This window comes from Brasilonema sennae CENA114 (genome assembly GCF_006968745.1).
Taxonomy (GTDB): Bacteria; Cyanobacteriota; Cyanobacteriia; order Cyanobacteriales; family Nostocaceae; genus Brasilonema; species Brasilonema sennae.
Window position 1 is genome coordinate 3,018,199 of sequence record NZ_CP030118.1, and the last position, 16,420, is coordinate 3,034,618.

Consider the following 16,420-nt stretch of genomic DNA (forward strand, 5'->3'; position numbering starts at 1 on the left):
ATCCCCAACTGTAACTGTCTTTAATTTTGAATTTTGAATTTTGAATTTTGAATTTTGAATTGTTATTGCCTTGGTGTCGCCTCGCCAAACTTAATTAAAAGAGCAATAGCCAGACTGACAACCAAGATGATCGTCATACTTAAAGCCGAACCAAATCCCCAATTTTGAGTAGATCCAAGAAACTGATTATAAACTAGCCGCGCTGCTGTCATACTAGAAGCACCGCCAAGTAATTCTGGATTGACAAAATCCCCAAATGCAGTGATAAATACCAAAAAAGAACCACTGGTAATTCCAGTGAGAGTTTGTGGAACCGTGACTTTCCAAAAAGTTTGTATAGGATTCGCGCCTAAATCAGCTGCTGCTTCTAGCAAACGCTTATCTAGTTTTTCTAGCGCTGCATATAAAATCAAAACTATATAAGGCAGCAAGCTGTAGCTCATGCCAATTAAGACGGCTGGACTGCTGTTAAGGACATCTAAAGTTGGTAAACTCAAACTGCTAAGAACACTGTTGAGTAATCCAGTCGGACGCAAAATTGTAATCCAAGCATAAGAGCGGAGTAAAGAGGAAGTCCACAAAGGCAAGACAAAGCCAATCAGAAGCAAATTTCGCCAACGCTCTTGTGCCATTTGAGCAATCCAATAAGCGACTGGGAAACCCAAGGTTAAACAAATGATTGTGGAGGTGAGTGCAAAAAAGAGCGATCGCCCCACAACTTGCAAATATAAAGGGTCAAATATCCGGATGTAATTATCCAATCCACTGGGATTGACTAAATCCCCAGGTCGAATATTTGGTACCAAACTCAACTCAAAAATGATCAGTGTTGGTAGCACCAGCAAAAGTAACAACCAAATTCCCGCTGGTGCAAGCAGTACCAAGGGTTGTAGCCAGCTTAGCCGTGGATGCTCCCATTTTGGCGCTTTGGCAATATCACTTGGGGAATGTAATTGAGGATGAGGAATTTGAGTAGACACAAGTTTCTAAAACTAATTTTTTCATGCAGTGTTTTGAAAATAAAAAGTCAGGGAAAGAAGATTTTTTTTGTGTGTTGCTGAACGCAGCGTTTTGAAAATAAGAAGTCAGGGAAAGAAGATTTTTTTGTATGTTGGTGAACGCAGTTTATAATGACTACTTAAAAATACAATATTTCAGATTCATAGTCTTCTGGAGTTGGCTCTATCTGCCAAACCAATCCTTCGCGAGACTCGCCCAAAGCGACTTCAATGTAAAGTCTCTCTTTAGGAGTTGTAGCTTTTACTTGATTACCATCGAATGGCTGTAAATCTTCAGTCAGGAGTTTCAATATAAATCCACTGGGAATCCGCTCGTCTCTATTTCCATTTCGCAGTTCAAAGCGCCATATATTATTTTCAATATTACCTTTAGGTTGTAACCGCAATTCGTATCCTTGTCCATCAATGGTTAATCTCCGTACCATTGTTGGCAATTCAGCTTCCTGTACTGAACCCCGTGATCCTTGAAAACTGGACTGTAACTCGATACTTCCCCAACCAAATTTTTGGGCAAAATCTGAGACACCACCTTGCACCCATTCACGAATCGACCACTGTGGTTGCATTCCTTGACGTTGTTCGTACAAACGTTGTCTCCAACCTCCATGTTCTAGGAGTGCTCCCCACGTTTGAAACGGTACTGCCAGGCGTGGTAGGATAAGCGCGGAATTTCCTAAACGTTTAAGCAAGTTTTCTGCTTGTGTGACAGATAAAGTTGGTAAGGGGGCAGTTTCTGTGCGAGTCACTTCTTCTGGACATATTTGACGCGCCATCCACAGGATATTTAGATTAGAAATCAAATTTTCTGCATCTAAACAGTAAGCGCGATCGCCCGCATCATAAGTTCCCATATTCTTAAGTTGCGCTTGGGTTGTATACCCCGAAACCCGAATACAGCCCTCTTCCAAATTGACTTGCACTGCTACATAATAATCAGCACTCCAGCTAGGAATGTCCACCCATTCTTGAGGAACACGCAATTCGTCCAAATCAACCGCCTCAGTCGGGATCAATACCATTCGTGACGTTCCAAAGGAAATACCTGTACCATTGACGACTTCCCAAATGCTTGGATTAGCCGCTGCTTTAGGAAAAGCAGTCGCATCAGGAGCGTATTCATCCCGTACCCAAGGTAAAAAAGTGTTTAAGCTTAAGCGGTTGAGATACGCAATCCAACGACGATTAGAACTAGAAAAAGCTTGGCTTTGTTCCCAAGCCTTTGTTTGCTCGGTTTCAGGAATTTCTAACCACAAATCTGTAGAGTTTGTCAGTGTTAGTGTGCTTTGGTTGAATGTCATGGTGATGTGCTCCTATTGTAGGGAGGGACGGCTATAGTGAACTTTTAACCATTCCTCTAAAGTTGTGCTGATATAGCTTAGTACCAGTGAGTCTAGAGAAATATGCAGCGATTCTTTAGTCCAAGTAGCAAGTTTGAGTAATAATGTGTCTTTAGACTTGCCGAGCCGACGAGAAACAGTGTACTGCTTCACTCCTAATTCTTGTGCAATCTGCTGTTGAGTCAACCCCTGGCTATAGTAAAGTTTTATGATGTTTTGCGCTTCTGGATCCAGTTCGTTCAAAGATGCGATTAAGACAGTACTGATTTGTGATTGCTTTGACTGTCGTTCAAGCAGTTCTTCTTGAGCAATCACTTCTGTCAGTAAGGATTCCTGCTGGAGTTGCGGTAAAAAATCTTGGAATTCCCCAGAATCGTCCTCCCCTTTCGGGGCATTCAGGGAATTCACATTTGGGTACAAGTAAGCGCGGATAGCTTTTGCACAAGCAAGTAGCCATTTTTCTATTGTTTCAATACTAGACTCTGCTCCTGGTTGTGAAAGTTGAGTCTGGCGTTGAAAGTTATAAAGTTGGGCGATCGCTTTCCATGTAGCATCATCTGGTCTTGTCAGTTTGCGAGTATTAGTTGGTTGCTGTGGAGCATATAGGGACTGGTAACATTTCCAAGCTAATACATAACGCTCTATTATGTCCGGATTCAGTGCAACATTTTGTAAAGATTCCACTAACCGCTTTTGAGTGATTTTGCGCAACAATCGCCAATCAGTACAAATATCAACTTCGTTCTGCTGGCGCAGCATTTCCTTGATCTCGCTGCTAAAAATCGCACTGGCGTAATTCTTGAGGTTAAAACCCATTTCGGGTTTAAAGCCTTTCAAAACTTTATCTGTGCGAGTTGCTACCATTTGGAAGCAGTCTGACAAAGTGTTTTGTCCAGGGGAAAAACTAGCAACTGTTTTGTGAGCTGCCCAATAGCATACTTCTTGTAAATAAGCTGACAGATGTCCTCTTCCCAGACTTTCAGGTTTTTCATGCCACAATTTATACCAAAAAGCAACCCAAAAATTATCAGAATTTTCTGGTTCTGATAGACGCGCCTGAGAGTTGAGCATATTTCGACGTAGTTTAGCATCGCTAGCCCAACCAATGACTCTGTCAGCGTCGAATTGTAAGAAAGTTGTAAATAGCTCAGTAATACCTTGACGGGGACGCATAAACTAAGCAACTCGTAAATGGTCTACTAAATAACTTAAAAAAGGATCATGACATAAATATATAGGCGCATGACAAATACACTTATGCAGTCCCTAAGGGTGCGACAACACTTACAGCCAGGTTTTGCCCTTAAGGTATCATACTTGAATCATTTTTGCATTTGAAAACGCTAAATGCTTTGCTGTGAAATAAAGCACCTTTCCCGCGCCACCCTTTAACTGTATTGGCAGGGGGCAGGAAGAGGGGAGGAGGGAGAAAGAATTAGAAACCCATGATTTGTATCAGGCGCGATCATGAAATGGCATTTATACAATAAAAATTTTCAGAATATGCCTACGGCGAACCTAGTGACTGATAACACCAGCTAGGACGACGCAAAAGATTAAAGGTATCAATGTAACGAATTTGGCTCTCTGGTGCTACTGTAGCAACAGCATCAGTTAATAAGCCAATGGGGTTATTGAGGTTCCACAACGGATGAACAATAATAACTGTTATCTCATCCATTGTAAAACCAGGCAGATCTCCGATATTTTGCGGAGAACAACTACTAAAAGATGCAGAAAAACTATCTCGAAGTTCAGTTGCTCTTTGTAGCCAGTTTTCTAAGTCTGGGGCAGAAAAATCGCCGTGCAAGCCGCAACCAAAATTCTTATCAGCTAATGCCCTAAGTAAAGAGAGACCACTACGCCAATCGAGCAAGCCGTGATAGTTTATATTGCGGTAGTGTCGTAAGCACTGATAACAGGAAGAATCACATTTATTGCGATGCTCCTGTGACATCATGGCAGAAACAAAAGTATTTTGTGCTTTGATGATTTTTTCTATGAGGATGTGTTGCCAATGTTCGGCAAGCCATAATGTAAAACCAGAACCATTGGGGAGGCGATCGCTAATTACAATTTCTCCTACTTTTTCACCAGTTTCTTCTAGTTCAACCTGCCGTAAACCACTCACATCTAATTCATCTGGATCAATATCTAATTCCTGTGCTGCGACAGCACGGATAATAAAAGCCGCAGAATAAAAAGCAGCTTTAATAGCAGAACCAGGTGCAATGGGATCGAGACATAATCCAGTGGGTACAGATGCGGGTTTGATGCGGAGAACGCCAGTTGTTTTCGGAGCAACAATAGCCAGTGCTTCAGATTCGGTCGGTTCTTGAAAATTTACCCCATTGGGTTGATTTTGAAATCGCTCATCAATCCATTGAAATTCTAAAAATTTTTCGCCGCCACGTCCAAAAGAAGCTTTACCTACTGCTCCTTTAAACAAATTCCCGCGATTATCATTTACACGGAATACTCTGCCAGTTTCAGAAAACTCTGCCTTGGTATTTGTACCCGGTATTGGGTCAATAACATTTTCTTGCTGTGACTCAGCAACACTACCCGCACCTGAGATTAATACATCGTGTTCTTCCTTAGCATCAGAACCTGGCTTCAGGGTGGTACGAAAAGCCAATGGTACAGCGTATTTAAAAACTTTAAAACCTTGTTCTGGTGTTGCTCCACATTTGGGACAGACTGTATTTTTCAATTCATTATCAGAAGTATCTGTATGTTGACAGCGCTGACATCTTAACATCCATCTTCGCTGAGAAAGCGGGTCATTATCAGCAGGAACAACACCATTTTTACTGTCTGGAAGTAACGGTGCAGTAAAACCGATAGAGGTGTAAATTCGTTTATCTTTAGTCTTTTCTGCACCTGGGGCAAATTCCGCAACAGCTAAATCTAAATCACGGTCGATAGTAGCAATCTTCTTGTTTTTTGATGGATTGTGATGATACAAATCCCGAACTCTGGATGGCATACCGAACATGGGCAAAACACCACCTTCTGCAAGTAGTTCTGCTAATCCCTTTCCTGTCAATTCTTTATTATTTGCACACTCGTTTATCTTGTTAAACAAGTTCTGACGCGCATAATTTTCAAAGGTGATGGGGTCGATATTTTTTACACCAATAAGCAAATCATTTACTACCTCGGTAACTTTAGGTGAACTCTGCAACCATTGACAAACTTTCTGACGACGAGATTCTTTTTCTAGCCAGTCTTTTACTGTACCAAATTCTCCGTGACTATCTGGCGGCGTGGGACCATCCCACCACTTAACATCAGCACATAGAAACGCACGTCGCAGACATTCTTTTGCTAATAGACGTCGTGCAATTTCAATTTTTGACATCGATAGAAAGGGAACTGGTGGCGGATCACCTGTAATTTTTTCGGGATGTTGATAATAAAATTCATCGTGACTGTTACCACGACAAATAGTTAATACAATGGCGAAAGGTTGACCTCGACGACCTGCACGACCTGCTCTTTGTTGGTAATTAAAACGCATGGGTGGCATATTTGCCATGACTACAGCCATTAAACTACCAATATCAATACCTACTTCCATTGTGGTAGTAACACTAAGGATGTCGATAGTATCTACCACTGGGATAAAATCTCTATCTTGTTCGCCGATGTTGACAACAATATTGCGGAAATGGCGCTGTCTTTCTGCTTGATCGTCGGTTTGTCCTGTCAATTCTTCACAATGCAAACGCACAGGTTGGCGCTTATTAACTGCTTCTGTCGCGTAATAATTACGAGCGTATAAATCTGAGCATTTTTTATTAGGTGATGTGGGTAATTCTGCAAGACAATTTGTACAGATACCGCCGGCACGATGTAGGTGAGGGCGTCCACATGATGTGCATTGCCAAACTGGATCACCGGGAACTGCAACTCGTACCCATAAATGCAGCGGGTTAATTTTTAAATGCTCATGTTTACCATGTTGGCAAATAGCTGACCACAATGCATCAAATAATTGCTTCTCAGAAAGCTTATGCTGTGTCACGCATTTAGTGACATATTTTTTCAATCTGGCTTTTGCATCTTGCCAACTGTTCCAGTCCTCAACATCATACTTAGGATACCGATACAAATCACCAATGACGCGCAAGCATCCGTTGCATATTTCGAGAAAAACTTGTGGTGCAAGTTTGCATTGTGCAGCTAATTTGTTGACCTCTTCTTGTGGCAATTTCAGACAAGCATAACCTAAGCCAGATGCTTCAATACTATAAAATAAACGACTAAAGAAGGCATCGCATACTTCAGACTGTGTTTTTGATCTAAGAGTATATCGCTTGTCAATTGCTTCCCTAGAAGAACCAGCTTTCCATTTTGGTGGTTGAGACGCAAAATCAAAAAATCCTGTCCAATGATGTAATTTATTGTCGTAATAAAACTCTTGGTCATTGATATCGTTACCAGCAGGATTTATGCCTAAACCAGCTAATCTCTGAACAAGTACTCCTGGTGTGTCTTTTTCTCCTTCAAATAAAACCTTAAGTGAAACGATGCGCGTTTTAGCTCTTTGTTTAATTTCACTAAGTTCTATTTGTGCTTGTTCTCGTAAATTCTGGAATGCTTGCGGAAGTCCAGTGGTTGGATAGTTAGCAACTTGAATTTTTTCTTGCAATTGCTTAATCGCATCAGAGTTACGAGCAAATTCTCTTGCTTCTTGCCGAACTGCTTGACCATGTTCTTGGATATCTTCTAATAGGTAAACTTCACCAACTGCCAATTGATTAAGTTCATCAAATATCGCCTCACGAACAAGGTCAGAGTAATGAGTACGTTCAATTCCATTTGATATTGAAGCGGCATTTTCACGACTATCAGAAAATACGACTAATTTACGAGAGTCTGATTTTTCTGGTAACTGATAAAATATTTCCTTAGATAGCAGTTGACTCAACCTAGAAAATGCAGTACGGAAGCCTCTAATTGAAGATTTCCAAGACCTTCGCTTAGTGTAATCTGCACCACAACATGGGCAAATAGAGGGTTGTGCTGCCATAAATGCTTGCGTTTCTGGTGATGTTTTTCCCAAGTTATAGATATAGCCTTCAACCCATTGATTATCTGCTGTATCTGAATCAGGTTCTCCCAAAATAACGCGACTACTACGAGTGTCTAACCAGGCTTTATCCCACCAAGCATTCTCTGTACGTACACCACTTCTTGGTGGCTGTTTCCATAATTTTTTAGCATCTTCATGAATATCTCTGGAAGGATAAAATATAGCATATTCACGATATGTTCGCCGTTCCAAAAAATTACCAATTTGGCGGTCAGGAATGCTTTCAATATTTGGTTCTGTAGGCAAAAGTTCCCAACCATTACCGTTCTCTAGTTCCAAACGGTTTCCACCATAAAAAACAGTACCGCACTGTTCGCAGTACAGCATTTCTAGCACTCGAAATCCCTCATGAACTATTGGTGGATTCTTTACAAAGAGTCTACCTACTGGTCGGTTTTTACTACTTTCATCCTTATCACAATCATAATTTGGCTGAGTGCAAGCCCAAAGTCCATCAATATTTCTAAAAAACCAGTGCAACCTAAACCGAAATGATTCTAAAGATTTGTCTTCAGATAAACCACGAGCAATTAGCAATCCCTTTACTGCTAAATTGAGATTTTCTTCATCTAAATCATCTAAATTATCACCAAAAATCCCTTTAGCAAATTGCGTGAGAGATACTGCACGAATTATATTGTCGAGCTTACAAGCGTTAAGCATTATAGCGCCAACAGTGTCGCTTTGTGATGAAAATAATGATAAACATTTCTTGAGTAAATTGGCGTCTTCTGGTGCGTTTGCTAAGGCGATAAATGGTTCACTCTCTAAAAATTTTTGTCCGACAATTGCTGGAATTGGATCAGGATGACCAGGGATAATTTGTTCGGAATGCCATTCTGTACCGAAGAATTCAGATAAGAATTTTAAACTTTTTGGGTCATTTGGTTCAAGAGACGCACTAGAGGCAAGAATTTTTAATTTAGGATGACCAGGATAAAGTCCCAAACGTTGCAGCAGCAGGCGAATCAGGTAAGCAACTTCTGTCCCAGCAGTGCCACGATAAAGGTGTAATTCATCAAGAATTAAGTGAAAAACACTGCCTTCTTTCTTTAACCATTCCCGTGTTTTATCAAAAATATTTTTATCAATATCTCGCATCAGCATAATGCTGAGCATGGAATAATTAGTAATTAAAATATCAGGTGGATCATCTTGCATATCCCAACGACAGCGCATTTCCGCCCCATCTAAACGCGGGAAAAAGAATGTCACATCCTTGTCACCAGTTTTCTTAAAATGTTCCTCAGCAGCTTGGACTGATTTTTGCATCTGCTGCATTTCTTCAAGAAGTTCTTCTATCTTGTCCCCGTTAGGTTTACCATTTTGCTTGTACTCATGTCCTGGTACAGGTGTGACGCCGTTGTATCTGCCAAAATAAATTCTGTTGTCTTTTCTATTATTTTTAAACCAATCTCGCGCCTTGTCAGAATCTAAAGCGCGGCGTAACCTGGTAAGCTGGTCTTCAACGAGGGCATTCATCGGATATAAAATTAGTGCCCTTACCGCAGCATCTCGTTTTTCATGATTCCTTTGAGGTACGCGATAAGGTTGCTTAAAATTGCGTTTTTTATTAACAAGTGGTTTGCATTTATTTTGCCAATCTTTGTTTTCCCACCAATCATTAATGTGAGGTTGCTGAGTTCCCGGCGCTTCCCAATTTTTTGATTCTTTCGCTAAGTAAGCAAACAACGGTAAGAGGAAAGATTCTGTTTTACCTGAACCAGTACCAGCAGTAACAACTGCATTTTGACCCGATAATCCTTTATGGAGCATTTCCAGTTGGTGAGTGTATAATTCAAAATCACCAACCAGTCCACAGGAAGCTAATTCTTTAAAATCTAGCAGTGCAGACTCATCTAAACCTGGAACATCTGAAAGTTGTAAATTATTGATTGTTTTCCCAGATTTTTGATAACGAGGTAAAGGTTCGATCCAAGGTTCTTGATAAAATACTCCCGGTTCACGCAAACGTCGTTCCCGTTCCTTCTCAATTTCAGGAAATTGTGTACCGAAAGCCGTTTTAACATAAAGGATTAAGTTGTCGCGTAGCTTTTCAAAAGCGCCGATAGGGTCTTTCATTTATCCTCACAATTTGACATCTAAAGATTGTAGTAATAGAGTTTGACCTAATTTAGCAGCAGTCATTTCTGCTATTTGAGGAGGAACGTCTCGAAATAAGTTGAAACCTTTTACATTAAAACCGTTGACCACTTCCTTAGGCTTTGGGATAGAAGAATTAGAAGTGAGTTTTTGTAATGGTAATTTTTCTACAAATCTTGGTACGTATCCTGAGCATAAAGTTAAAGCTCTTTCTAGCAGTTTTGGTAGTTTAGCGCCGACCGGAACTGCCATCAGAAATCGACGTTTGTCGTAAATTAGAACTTTAATATTAGCAGCATTAATAACAGCATATCGTCCCCAGTCACGTTCAACTTGGGTACATCTTTCTTCTTGCCAAAGATAATATATTTGGGTATTGCGAGAGGGATGTTGATATTGGCTGAGACGGATATTCGGCACTTTCATTCCCGACGCACCTCCCATTGATGAGGGAGAGGGGAGAAAGCGTAATATATTAGGGTCAAATGTTTGATGTTTCCAGTTTAATTCTGACTCATTAGACCATTGGCAATTACTTAAATAATCTTCAAGGGAGGCGGAAAAATTTAAAAGCGACCAAGCAGATGGTGTTTCTATAAAATTTATTGCTAATTGAGAAGCAATTTCCTGTAATTCTGATACATTCTCAACTTGCACAGCTATTCGCTTAGGTACTAATACTAATTCTTCCCTTTGTTCTGTTACCTCAATCTTGATGTTTTGTTCAACAGATTGACAAACTTTTCTTAATTTATCTATAGTATTTGGTGTTCTAAATCCTGCTAAAATAGCTTGGGGAAAACCAGCGCTAGGTAATCTTATTAATACAGGGGGAGTGACATAAACTTTTCTGTTATTGTCAGTGAAATCAAATTCACAGTGACCCAATGAATCCAGCCCACGAACAGTTGATAATCTTTTGTCTTTAATGTCATCTCCCTCCTCACTACAAGCAGTTCGATTAAGACTGTAAAGATAATTAAATGCCTGTTTAAAAGATAACCAAGGCATTTCCTTTTTAGCAGAAATGACATAGAGTAGTTCGTCGCTATCCCTGGACACGCTTTGCCTCCTTTTGGAATTTTTCCCATAATTGATTCAGGCGAATATCGCCGATAGGAGGCAGAGTTCGTTTGTGATTATCCAATAAATTTTTTCTCCAATCAAACAATTTTTTCTTATCCTTACAAATTGATAGCTTAGGCTCTGATTCTTTTAAGCTTGTGCCACAAAACATTGCTCGATCAAATAGACTTCCTTTGGCAATAGCCCAAACAGGATACCAATCAATAGGTAATGATTCTTCTGGATAAATTGCAACTTGCCCTGGTTCTTTACCCACAAAAACAATGCGTTGCTTTCCTTGAATTGGCAAGAGAGTATTGAAGTTAAAAGCAGGACAATCAACTCCCTTTACCAATGCTCCAATCACCCCTGGAGAATTGTCATCTAGATTTGTTGTCACCGACGAACTAAAATTGTCAATATATGGCGTCTTAATGCTGGTGAGTAAAGGAAAATGTTCTACTAAAAACAGAGAGAAACGCTTAATAATATCTTTACCCTTACAGGCTTCAATTTCAAGCTTGGTGTCGGCTGGGATATCTGGAGAGAGTTCATAAATACCTTCTCCCGATTTGTCTTGTAACAGTTTGCGATTGCAATATACTTTTACCGATTCATCACCACCTTGTAAAACTAATTTTGGTGGTGCGAATTTAAAGAAATAGTTTCCTCTGTCAAGGCGTACACCACCTTCTAAATAAAGCCTGATGCTAGTCGAAAATGACAAGATAGGATATTCGCTTTTTACTATTTCATCACTATGGGCAGCAGCCACTTTAAATAAGTGCCATCCGGTAGGTAAACCTTTGACAGTATGCAATTTCTCAAACCCTTCACAACTGGATGCACCCCATTTTTCTAGCAAACTGCAACACTCTTGCTGAACTGCTAAATAAAAGGGCAAACCTTTAGGAATTCGCGCTACTTCTACAAGTCCTGCTAACCCCAAACTTCTGCCTTCAACAAACACTCGGATTGGGGAAGCCGGCAACTTAAAACACCATTGTTTGTCAGTGGATTCCATCCGCAAACCCTGACGCCAATCCAACTGGGATGCGTCGATATTTTTACTATTTAATTCCCAGCGGATGGGTGAAGACCAACCATTACCCTGTTCGGTGCAAGAGTAAGAATCGTGATTAGAATTCAAAATCAGACCATCTTCAGGAAATTCATGCTTTGTCGTACAACGTAAGGTGAAGCTGGCACGTTTGGCAATCAAGTCGAGTTTGCAACACAGTCTTAAAACACCGTAAACCTGAGTTCTTCCCTCAGACGGTATTTCGGTAGTTCCATCCCAAGTGCATAACTCATCAACAATCCTTTCAATCAGTGCGTGACGTAGTTCATCGCCTTCGCTGGTTTCTTCCAGTAATCGCAACGTTCGTCTTCGCAGATAGTTACGTCCGTGTTTGACTAACAAACAAGCTGTATGTCTTTCAGAGGCAAGGGAAATAGGTTCTAAGCCTGCTTGTGCAAAAATAACGGGTAGTGCCTTCAGTTCCCTCTGCGTCAAAAGAGTTTGGGCGATGGGTATACCGACGTGAACCAACCTACCAGTAATGTTGGCGTTGAAAATGCCCAGTTCACCTGATTTATCGACATTTGCCCATTTCTCTAAATCTTTCCAGAGTGTTTGCATCTGGTCAAAGTGGGGAAATGGTCGGGATGTCGGTTCTTCACCCAGTAATTCCCGCAAGCGGGGATAGTAGGCTTTAGAAGAAAAATCACCTTTAGTACCCGCTGCCAAAACAAATAAAGCTAAGTAGCCTATGTATGGAGGATAACCTTGTCGTTGGTATCGCCATTGCGGGTTTTGCATACTCCCCCAGGCTTTTTTACAGATACCATTTATATTTATTGCATTTTTTACTGTTTGGATAAAGTCTTGGTAGGCAACGCCTTTAGATGCGCCTAAGGAATTAATTAAATCCTCTGTGACGTAAAGACAAACAGTACGCCCAGCCATTTCTGGGTTGAAGAAATGCTGTGCGATTTTATCGTTCCACTCTGAGTAATTTATAGTAGTTTTTACAGATAGATTTATAGTTTTCATGTACTTATTATAATGTGTATATTTATTGATATTGCATAAAGTCTACTTTTCACAAGACGTGAAAAACAGAGTTTAGTTCATAGAAGATTTATGCGCGCCTTATTGACGCGAATTTTGAACCTAGTAGTTCGCCACACACGCTATGACGAGGTAATGAAGGTATGGGGAAGTATAACGGCGTAATGATGGGATGGTACAGATGCAGTTATGGGAGAGTTTCTCTCTACCTCCCCACTTCTGGATTAATCAAAACGTCACGGTATAATTTCTGAGATACGAGTGGGACAGCAACGATAAACCTATATCTACTAGTCTGTTTGCGGGAGCTTTTGGTTTAGATCTGGGGATCGAGCAGGCAGGTTTCCACACGGTAAGCCTGGTATAAATAGATTCTGATGGGACAAATACCATTGGAACTTTAGTTTGGAGACAAAATTGTTCAAAAGTAATTTCCTCCCTACAGCAATCACATTTAGTTTATGAACATGAAATTCCGCTTCATTTTCCATAGACAAAAATGGAAAATGAAGCGGCACCGCAGTTTTTCAGTTCTTGGATGAAAGGCTATTGGCTATCGGGGAGTGTTTGCGCCCTTGGGGGCGATCGCGCTCATCAGCGTTTTGATGATTGCCAAATTTTTTCATGCACAAAAGAGTGTTTCTTGAGGATGGCAAAATTTGGATACAGCATGATGGAACACAAATACAAGTCTCTGTAGTGATCCGGTTATATCATGTCCGTTCAAATAACCGTCATTGCGACTGAAGGGAAGCAATCCCAAAAACCTTGCGATTGCTGAGTCGCAAGGGGACACGCTGCGCGAACGTTTCACTTCGTTCCACTCGCAATGACATATTAAGGGTGATTTGCCGGACATCATATTACTCAAGGGTAAAGCTAGGCTTACCAGTTCGTTCCATTAGCAATAATCCCAATCAGATTCAAGTTACTCAAGATTTCTGTAGCTTGAATGAGTTTGTTGCAGGTTACCTGCCCCATCCGCCCTACCATAACAATCTGATTGCAAAGAGATGCCAGGATTGTGGCATCAACTGTGCCGAGAATAGGAGAAGTATCTATAAGCACGAGGTCATAAGTTTGCTCGAAAAATTCCAACAATTCTTTCATCCGTGCAGAACTTAATAGCTTAACTGTATCTTCAAGTGTCGGTCCAGCAGTCAAAACATCAATGGAGGGATGAATAGGCTGGATGTATTCCAAAACTTCGGAATTTCTTTCCTCAACTAACAACAAGGATAGACCCCAATCATTGGTTAATCCCAAAATTTTGTGCAGATTTGGCTGTCGCAGGTTGGCATCAATTAATAAAACCCGTTGATGCATACGGGCAGCACTGACTGCAAGTCCCAGCGCCAAAGTTGACTTGCCTTCTCCAGACATTGCTGAAGTAACCATCACAGATTTGTGGCGAACACAAGACTTTGATATGTGAATGTTTTGGTACGCCATATCCAGCGTTTCGTGGGAGGGTAACAAGCCGTAGACGTTGAAGTGCTTTTCGTCAGATATGGCTTGTGATGAGAAATGAGTTATGACTCGTCGCAAGGATCGGCGAAACGACCTCTTTTTTGTACTCAGCTGTGATAATTGTGGGACTGTCCCTAATAAACGAAGGTTTGTCAGCCTCTGTAACTCTTGTGGAGAAGAGATAACATCCTTGGATTCTGATATCAGGGCTGTGCCAATACCTAAAATCGGTGCTAAGAGCACTCCTGCAAGTAATATAGATAGCTTGTTGCTATCTAGATAGTTTTCTACTTGAGGTTGTTCCAAGACTTGGAAATCAGATCCTCCTTGAGCGATCATCAATCCTAGAGATTGTTGTGCTGCCGTGAGTTGCTCAAGTGTTTTGCGATTCGTTTCTACTTCTGGTAGCAGACGGTTGTACTGTGCTATTAAACTTGGGTATTTGCTTAGTTCAGCACGAATTTGCTCTTGTGAGTCAGCAAGACTCTTTTCATTGGCACGCAGCCCTAAGATTGCTGTCTGTACCTGAGTCAAGTCTTGCATCAGCTTCAAGTCAGCTTCTCCTACTTGCCTTGTAGTCTGTTGTAGTTCTTGCGTACCAGACGATATTTCTGTATCCAACGGCTTTTTTTGAAATAAAGTATCTGATATCGCTTGCATATCTTTGTCTCCCAGCGTTCGTCGAATCTCTTCTTGCAAAAGCGCGGCTAGAGTTCGTCGCTGCTGTATCAGTTTTTGGACTTCTGGATAGTTATCTGTATAACGTAACCGTTCTTGAGCTAAAGCTAAATCAGTCTTTTGAATCTCATTAAGTAGTGTTTGATAACGGGTTGACTGACTCAGACGAAAGGAGACAATAGCATTTTTAGGTAAGGACGACAATTGTTTTTTTAAGTTGTCGTAACGAGCTTGTAAGTCTTTAAGGTGTGCACGGGTGGTTCTTAGCTGTTTTGTGATGTCAGCAAGAGATTCAAGAAGAATTTTGCCTTGTAGCTGCGGATCGAGTAAATGATTTTTTTTGCGAAACTGTTCCAAATTTTTATCCGCTTGAATCATTTTATTTTTGACTTCGGACAATCTTTTTTTGAGAAAAGTAAGCCCTTTGGAAAGACTCTGTTTTCGTTGCTCTATGTTATCTTCCTGATATACCTTTTGTAGAGATTTCAGAACCTTTTCTGCTCTGACTGGATCGTTGTCTTTGAAAGAAACTTCAAAGACTTGATTCATCACTTTGTTGTCCCCTGTCTGTGCCTGTAATGGCGTAACCACTAAAGCTGCTTGTTGACCTTTATTACCTTTTATATGTTCAACTGTCAAATCTGGATACTCAAAACGAAGCAAATTAACTGCTTTTTGAATCAAGTTGGAACTCAGCATAAGCTTTTGCTGAGTCATGTCGTTAATAATGTCAAGATTAGTATTAGTAAAATTGCTTTCTGCTCCCTGTTGGGTATGACTTGAGCGTACCCCTTCATTTAGCTTAGAATTTACTAGTATTTGTATAGTACTTTGATATGTCGGTTTTGCACTTAAAGCCAGAACGCTTGCAACCGACATGACTACGCCAGAAACACCTAAGATTTGCAAGCGTCGGCGAAACAGAATTGTAGAGAGTTTTCTGCCTTTAACTTTGCTTTGTGGAGAAGTAATAATTATTTTTCTGTGTTCCAGACTCATGTCAGCTACAATCAAAGTCCTCTGAATTATATCGAATTACTTTTTCTACAAGATTGTGAGAAAATTTTGACAGTTTATACAAGTACACTCAAAAAAAAGAATTCGGAATATCTCTTACCCAGACGCTGTGCAAACGGATTTTGAAATTCAGGTACAAGATGTCACCTCTGCTGAAATATTTTCATTTTCATTTCAACCTAAGTGAAGAATATTGAAATAGTCAACTGTCTCTGTCTATCTTTACCGTCTCGTTACGATTCCAGATTTTTTATCTTGTGATTTTTGATAAACTGTTTATACCATCAGTTGACTCTTCTTATCTTTGTGATTAATTTGACTAGTATTGCTCCAATCAACTTACTAGTTTTTGTTATTGATATAATCATAAGAGTATTGAAAAATACTTAAAAAGAGACTGAGCATTTATATGCTGATGTTATCCGATTAACTCTAAATCCTCGTTAGAACAAGCTAATCAAAGTAAAAAATGAATATTTTGGAGTTGAGAATAAGACCACTGCTTCAATAAGAACAAGCATTTTTTTCATCCGTTTGTTTGATGACTAGTTTAGTA

At 40.3% G+C, this 16,420-nt stretch carries 8 protein-coding genes; 1 reads left to right on the forward strand and 7 read right to left on the reverse strand.

Translation table 11 applies throughout. The features are described from left to right. Positions 1–62: 62 nt before the first annotated feature. The 6 genes from DP114_RS12885 to DP114_RS12910 form a co-directional block, all read right to left on the reverse strand. Positions 63–980 carry an ABC transporter permease gene (locus DP114_RS12885; protein WP_171976266.1) on the reverse strand — a complete coding sequence of 306 codons (918 nt, stop codon included), beginning with the start codon at positions 978–980 and terminating at the stop codon, positions 63–65. Between the two features lie 158 nt (positions 981–1,138). Then, positions 1,139–2,317, reverse strand: coding sequence for a DUF1822 family protein (locus tag DP114_RS12890; RefSeq protein WP_169266741.1), 1,179 nt, complete (start codon positions 2,315–2,317; stop codon positions 1,139–1,141). Between the two features lie 12 nt (positions 2,318–2,329). After that, entirely contained in the window at positions 2,330–3,529 is a 1,200-nt protein-coding gene (locus tag DP114_RS12895; RefSeq protein ID WP_171976267.1) for a sigma-70 family RNA polymerase sigma factor, read from the reverse strand. Positions 3,530–3,863: 334 nt separating this feature from the next. Continuing rightward, positions 3,864–9,539 (reverse strand): DEAD/DEAH box helicase, encoded by a 5,676-nt coding sequence (locus DP114_RS12900; RefSeq protein WP_171976268.1) that lies wholly within the window; start codon positions 9,537–9,539, stop codon positions 3,864–3,866. Between the two features lie 6 nt (positions 9,540–9,545). Continuing rightward, entirely contained in the window at positions 9,546–10,622 is a 1,077-nt protein-coding gene (locus DP114_RS12905) for a hypothetical protein (protein WP_171976269.1), read from the reverse strand. Continuing rightward, positions 10,609–12,681 (reverse strand): hypothetical protein, encoded by a 2,073-nt coding sequence (locus DP114_RS12910; RefSeq protein WP_171976270.1) that lies wholly within the window; start codon positions 12,679–12,681, stop codon positions 10,609–10,611. Before DP114_RS12910 ends, DP114_RS12905 begins: the two co-directional genes overlap by 14 nt. A gap of 517 nt (positions 12,682–13,198) precedes the next feature. Here DP114_RS12910 and DP114_RS12915 point away from each other — a divergent pair. Further along, positions 13,199–13,399, forward strand: a complete 201-nt coding sequence (locus tag DP114_RS12915; protein ID WP_171976271.1) for a hypothetical protein — start codon at positions 13,199–13,201, stop codon at positions 13,397–13,399. A 185-nt stretch (positions 13,400–13,584) separates the two neighbouring features. On the opposite strand, the gene DP114_RS12920 is transcribed toward DP114_RS12915, so the two are convergent. Next, positions 13,585–15,846: a GumC family protein gene (locus DP114_RS12920; protein WP_171976272.1), complete on the reverse strand. Its 2,262-nt coding sequence runs from the start codon at positions 15,844–15,846 to the stop codon at positions 13,585–13,587. Positions 15,847–16,420 lie beyond the last annotated feature (574 nt).

Excerpts from the sequence above, each read along its gene's own strand:
- DP114_RS12890 (WP_169266741.1), bottom strand. The coding sequence starts at position 2,317 with ATGACATTCAACCAAAGCACACTAACACTGACAAACTCTACAGATTTG.
- DP114_RS12920 (WP_171976272.1), bottom strand. The coding sequence starts at position 15,846 with ATGAGTCTGGAACACAGAAAAATAATTATTACTTCTCCACAAAGCAAA.
- DP114_RS12915 (WP_171976271.1), top strand. The coding sequence starts at position 13,199 with ATGGAAAATGAAGCGGCACCGCAGTTTTTCAGTTCTTGGATGAAAGGC.
- DP114_RS12895 (WP_171976267.1), bottom strand. The coding sequence starts at position 3,529 with ATGCGTCCCCGTCAAGGTATTACTGAGCTATTTACAACTTTCTTACAA.
- DP114_RS12910 (WP_171976270.1), bottom strand. The coding sequence starts at position 12,681 with ATGAAAACTATAAATCTATCTGTAAAAACTACTATAAATTACTCAGAG.
- DP114_RS12900 (WP_171976268.1), bottom strand. The coding sequence starts at position 9,539 with ATGAAAGACCCTATCGGCGCTTTTGAAAAGCTACGCGACAACTTAATC.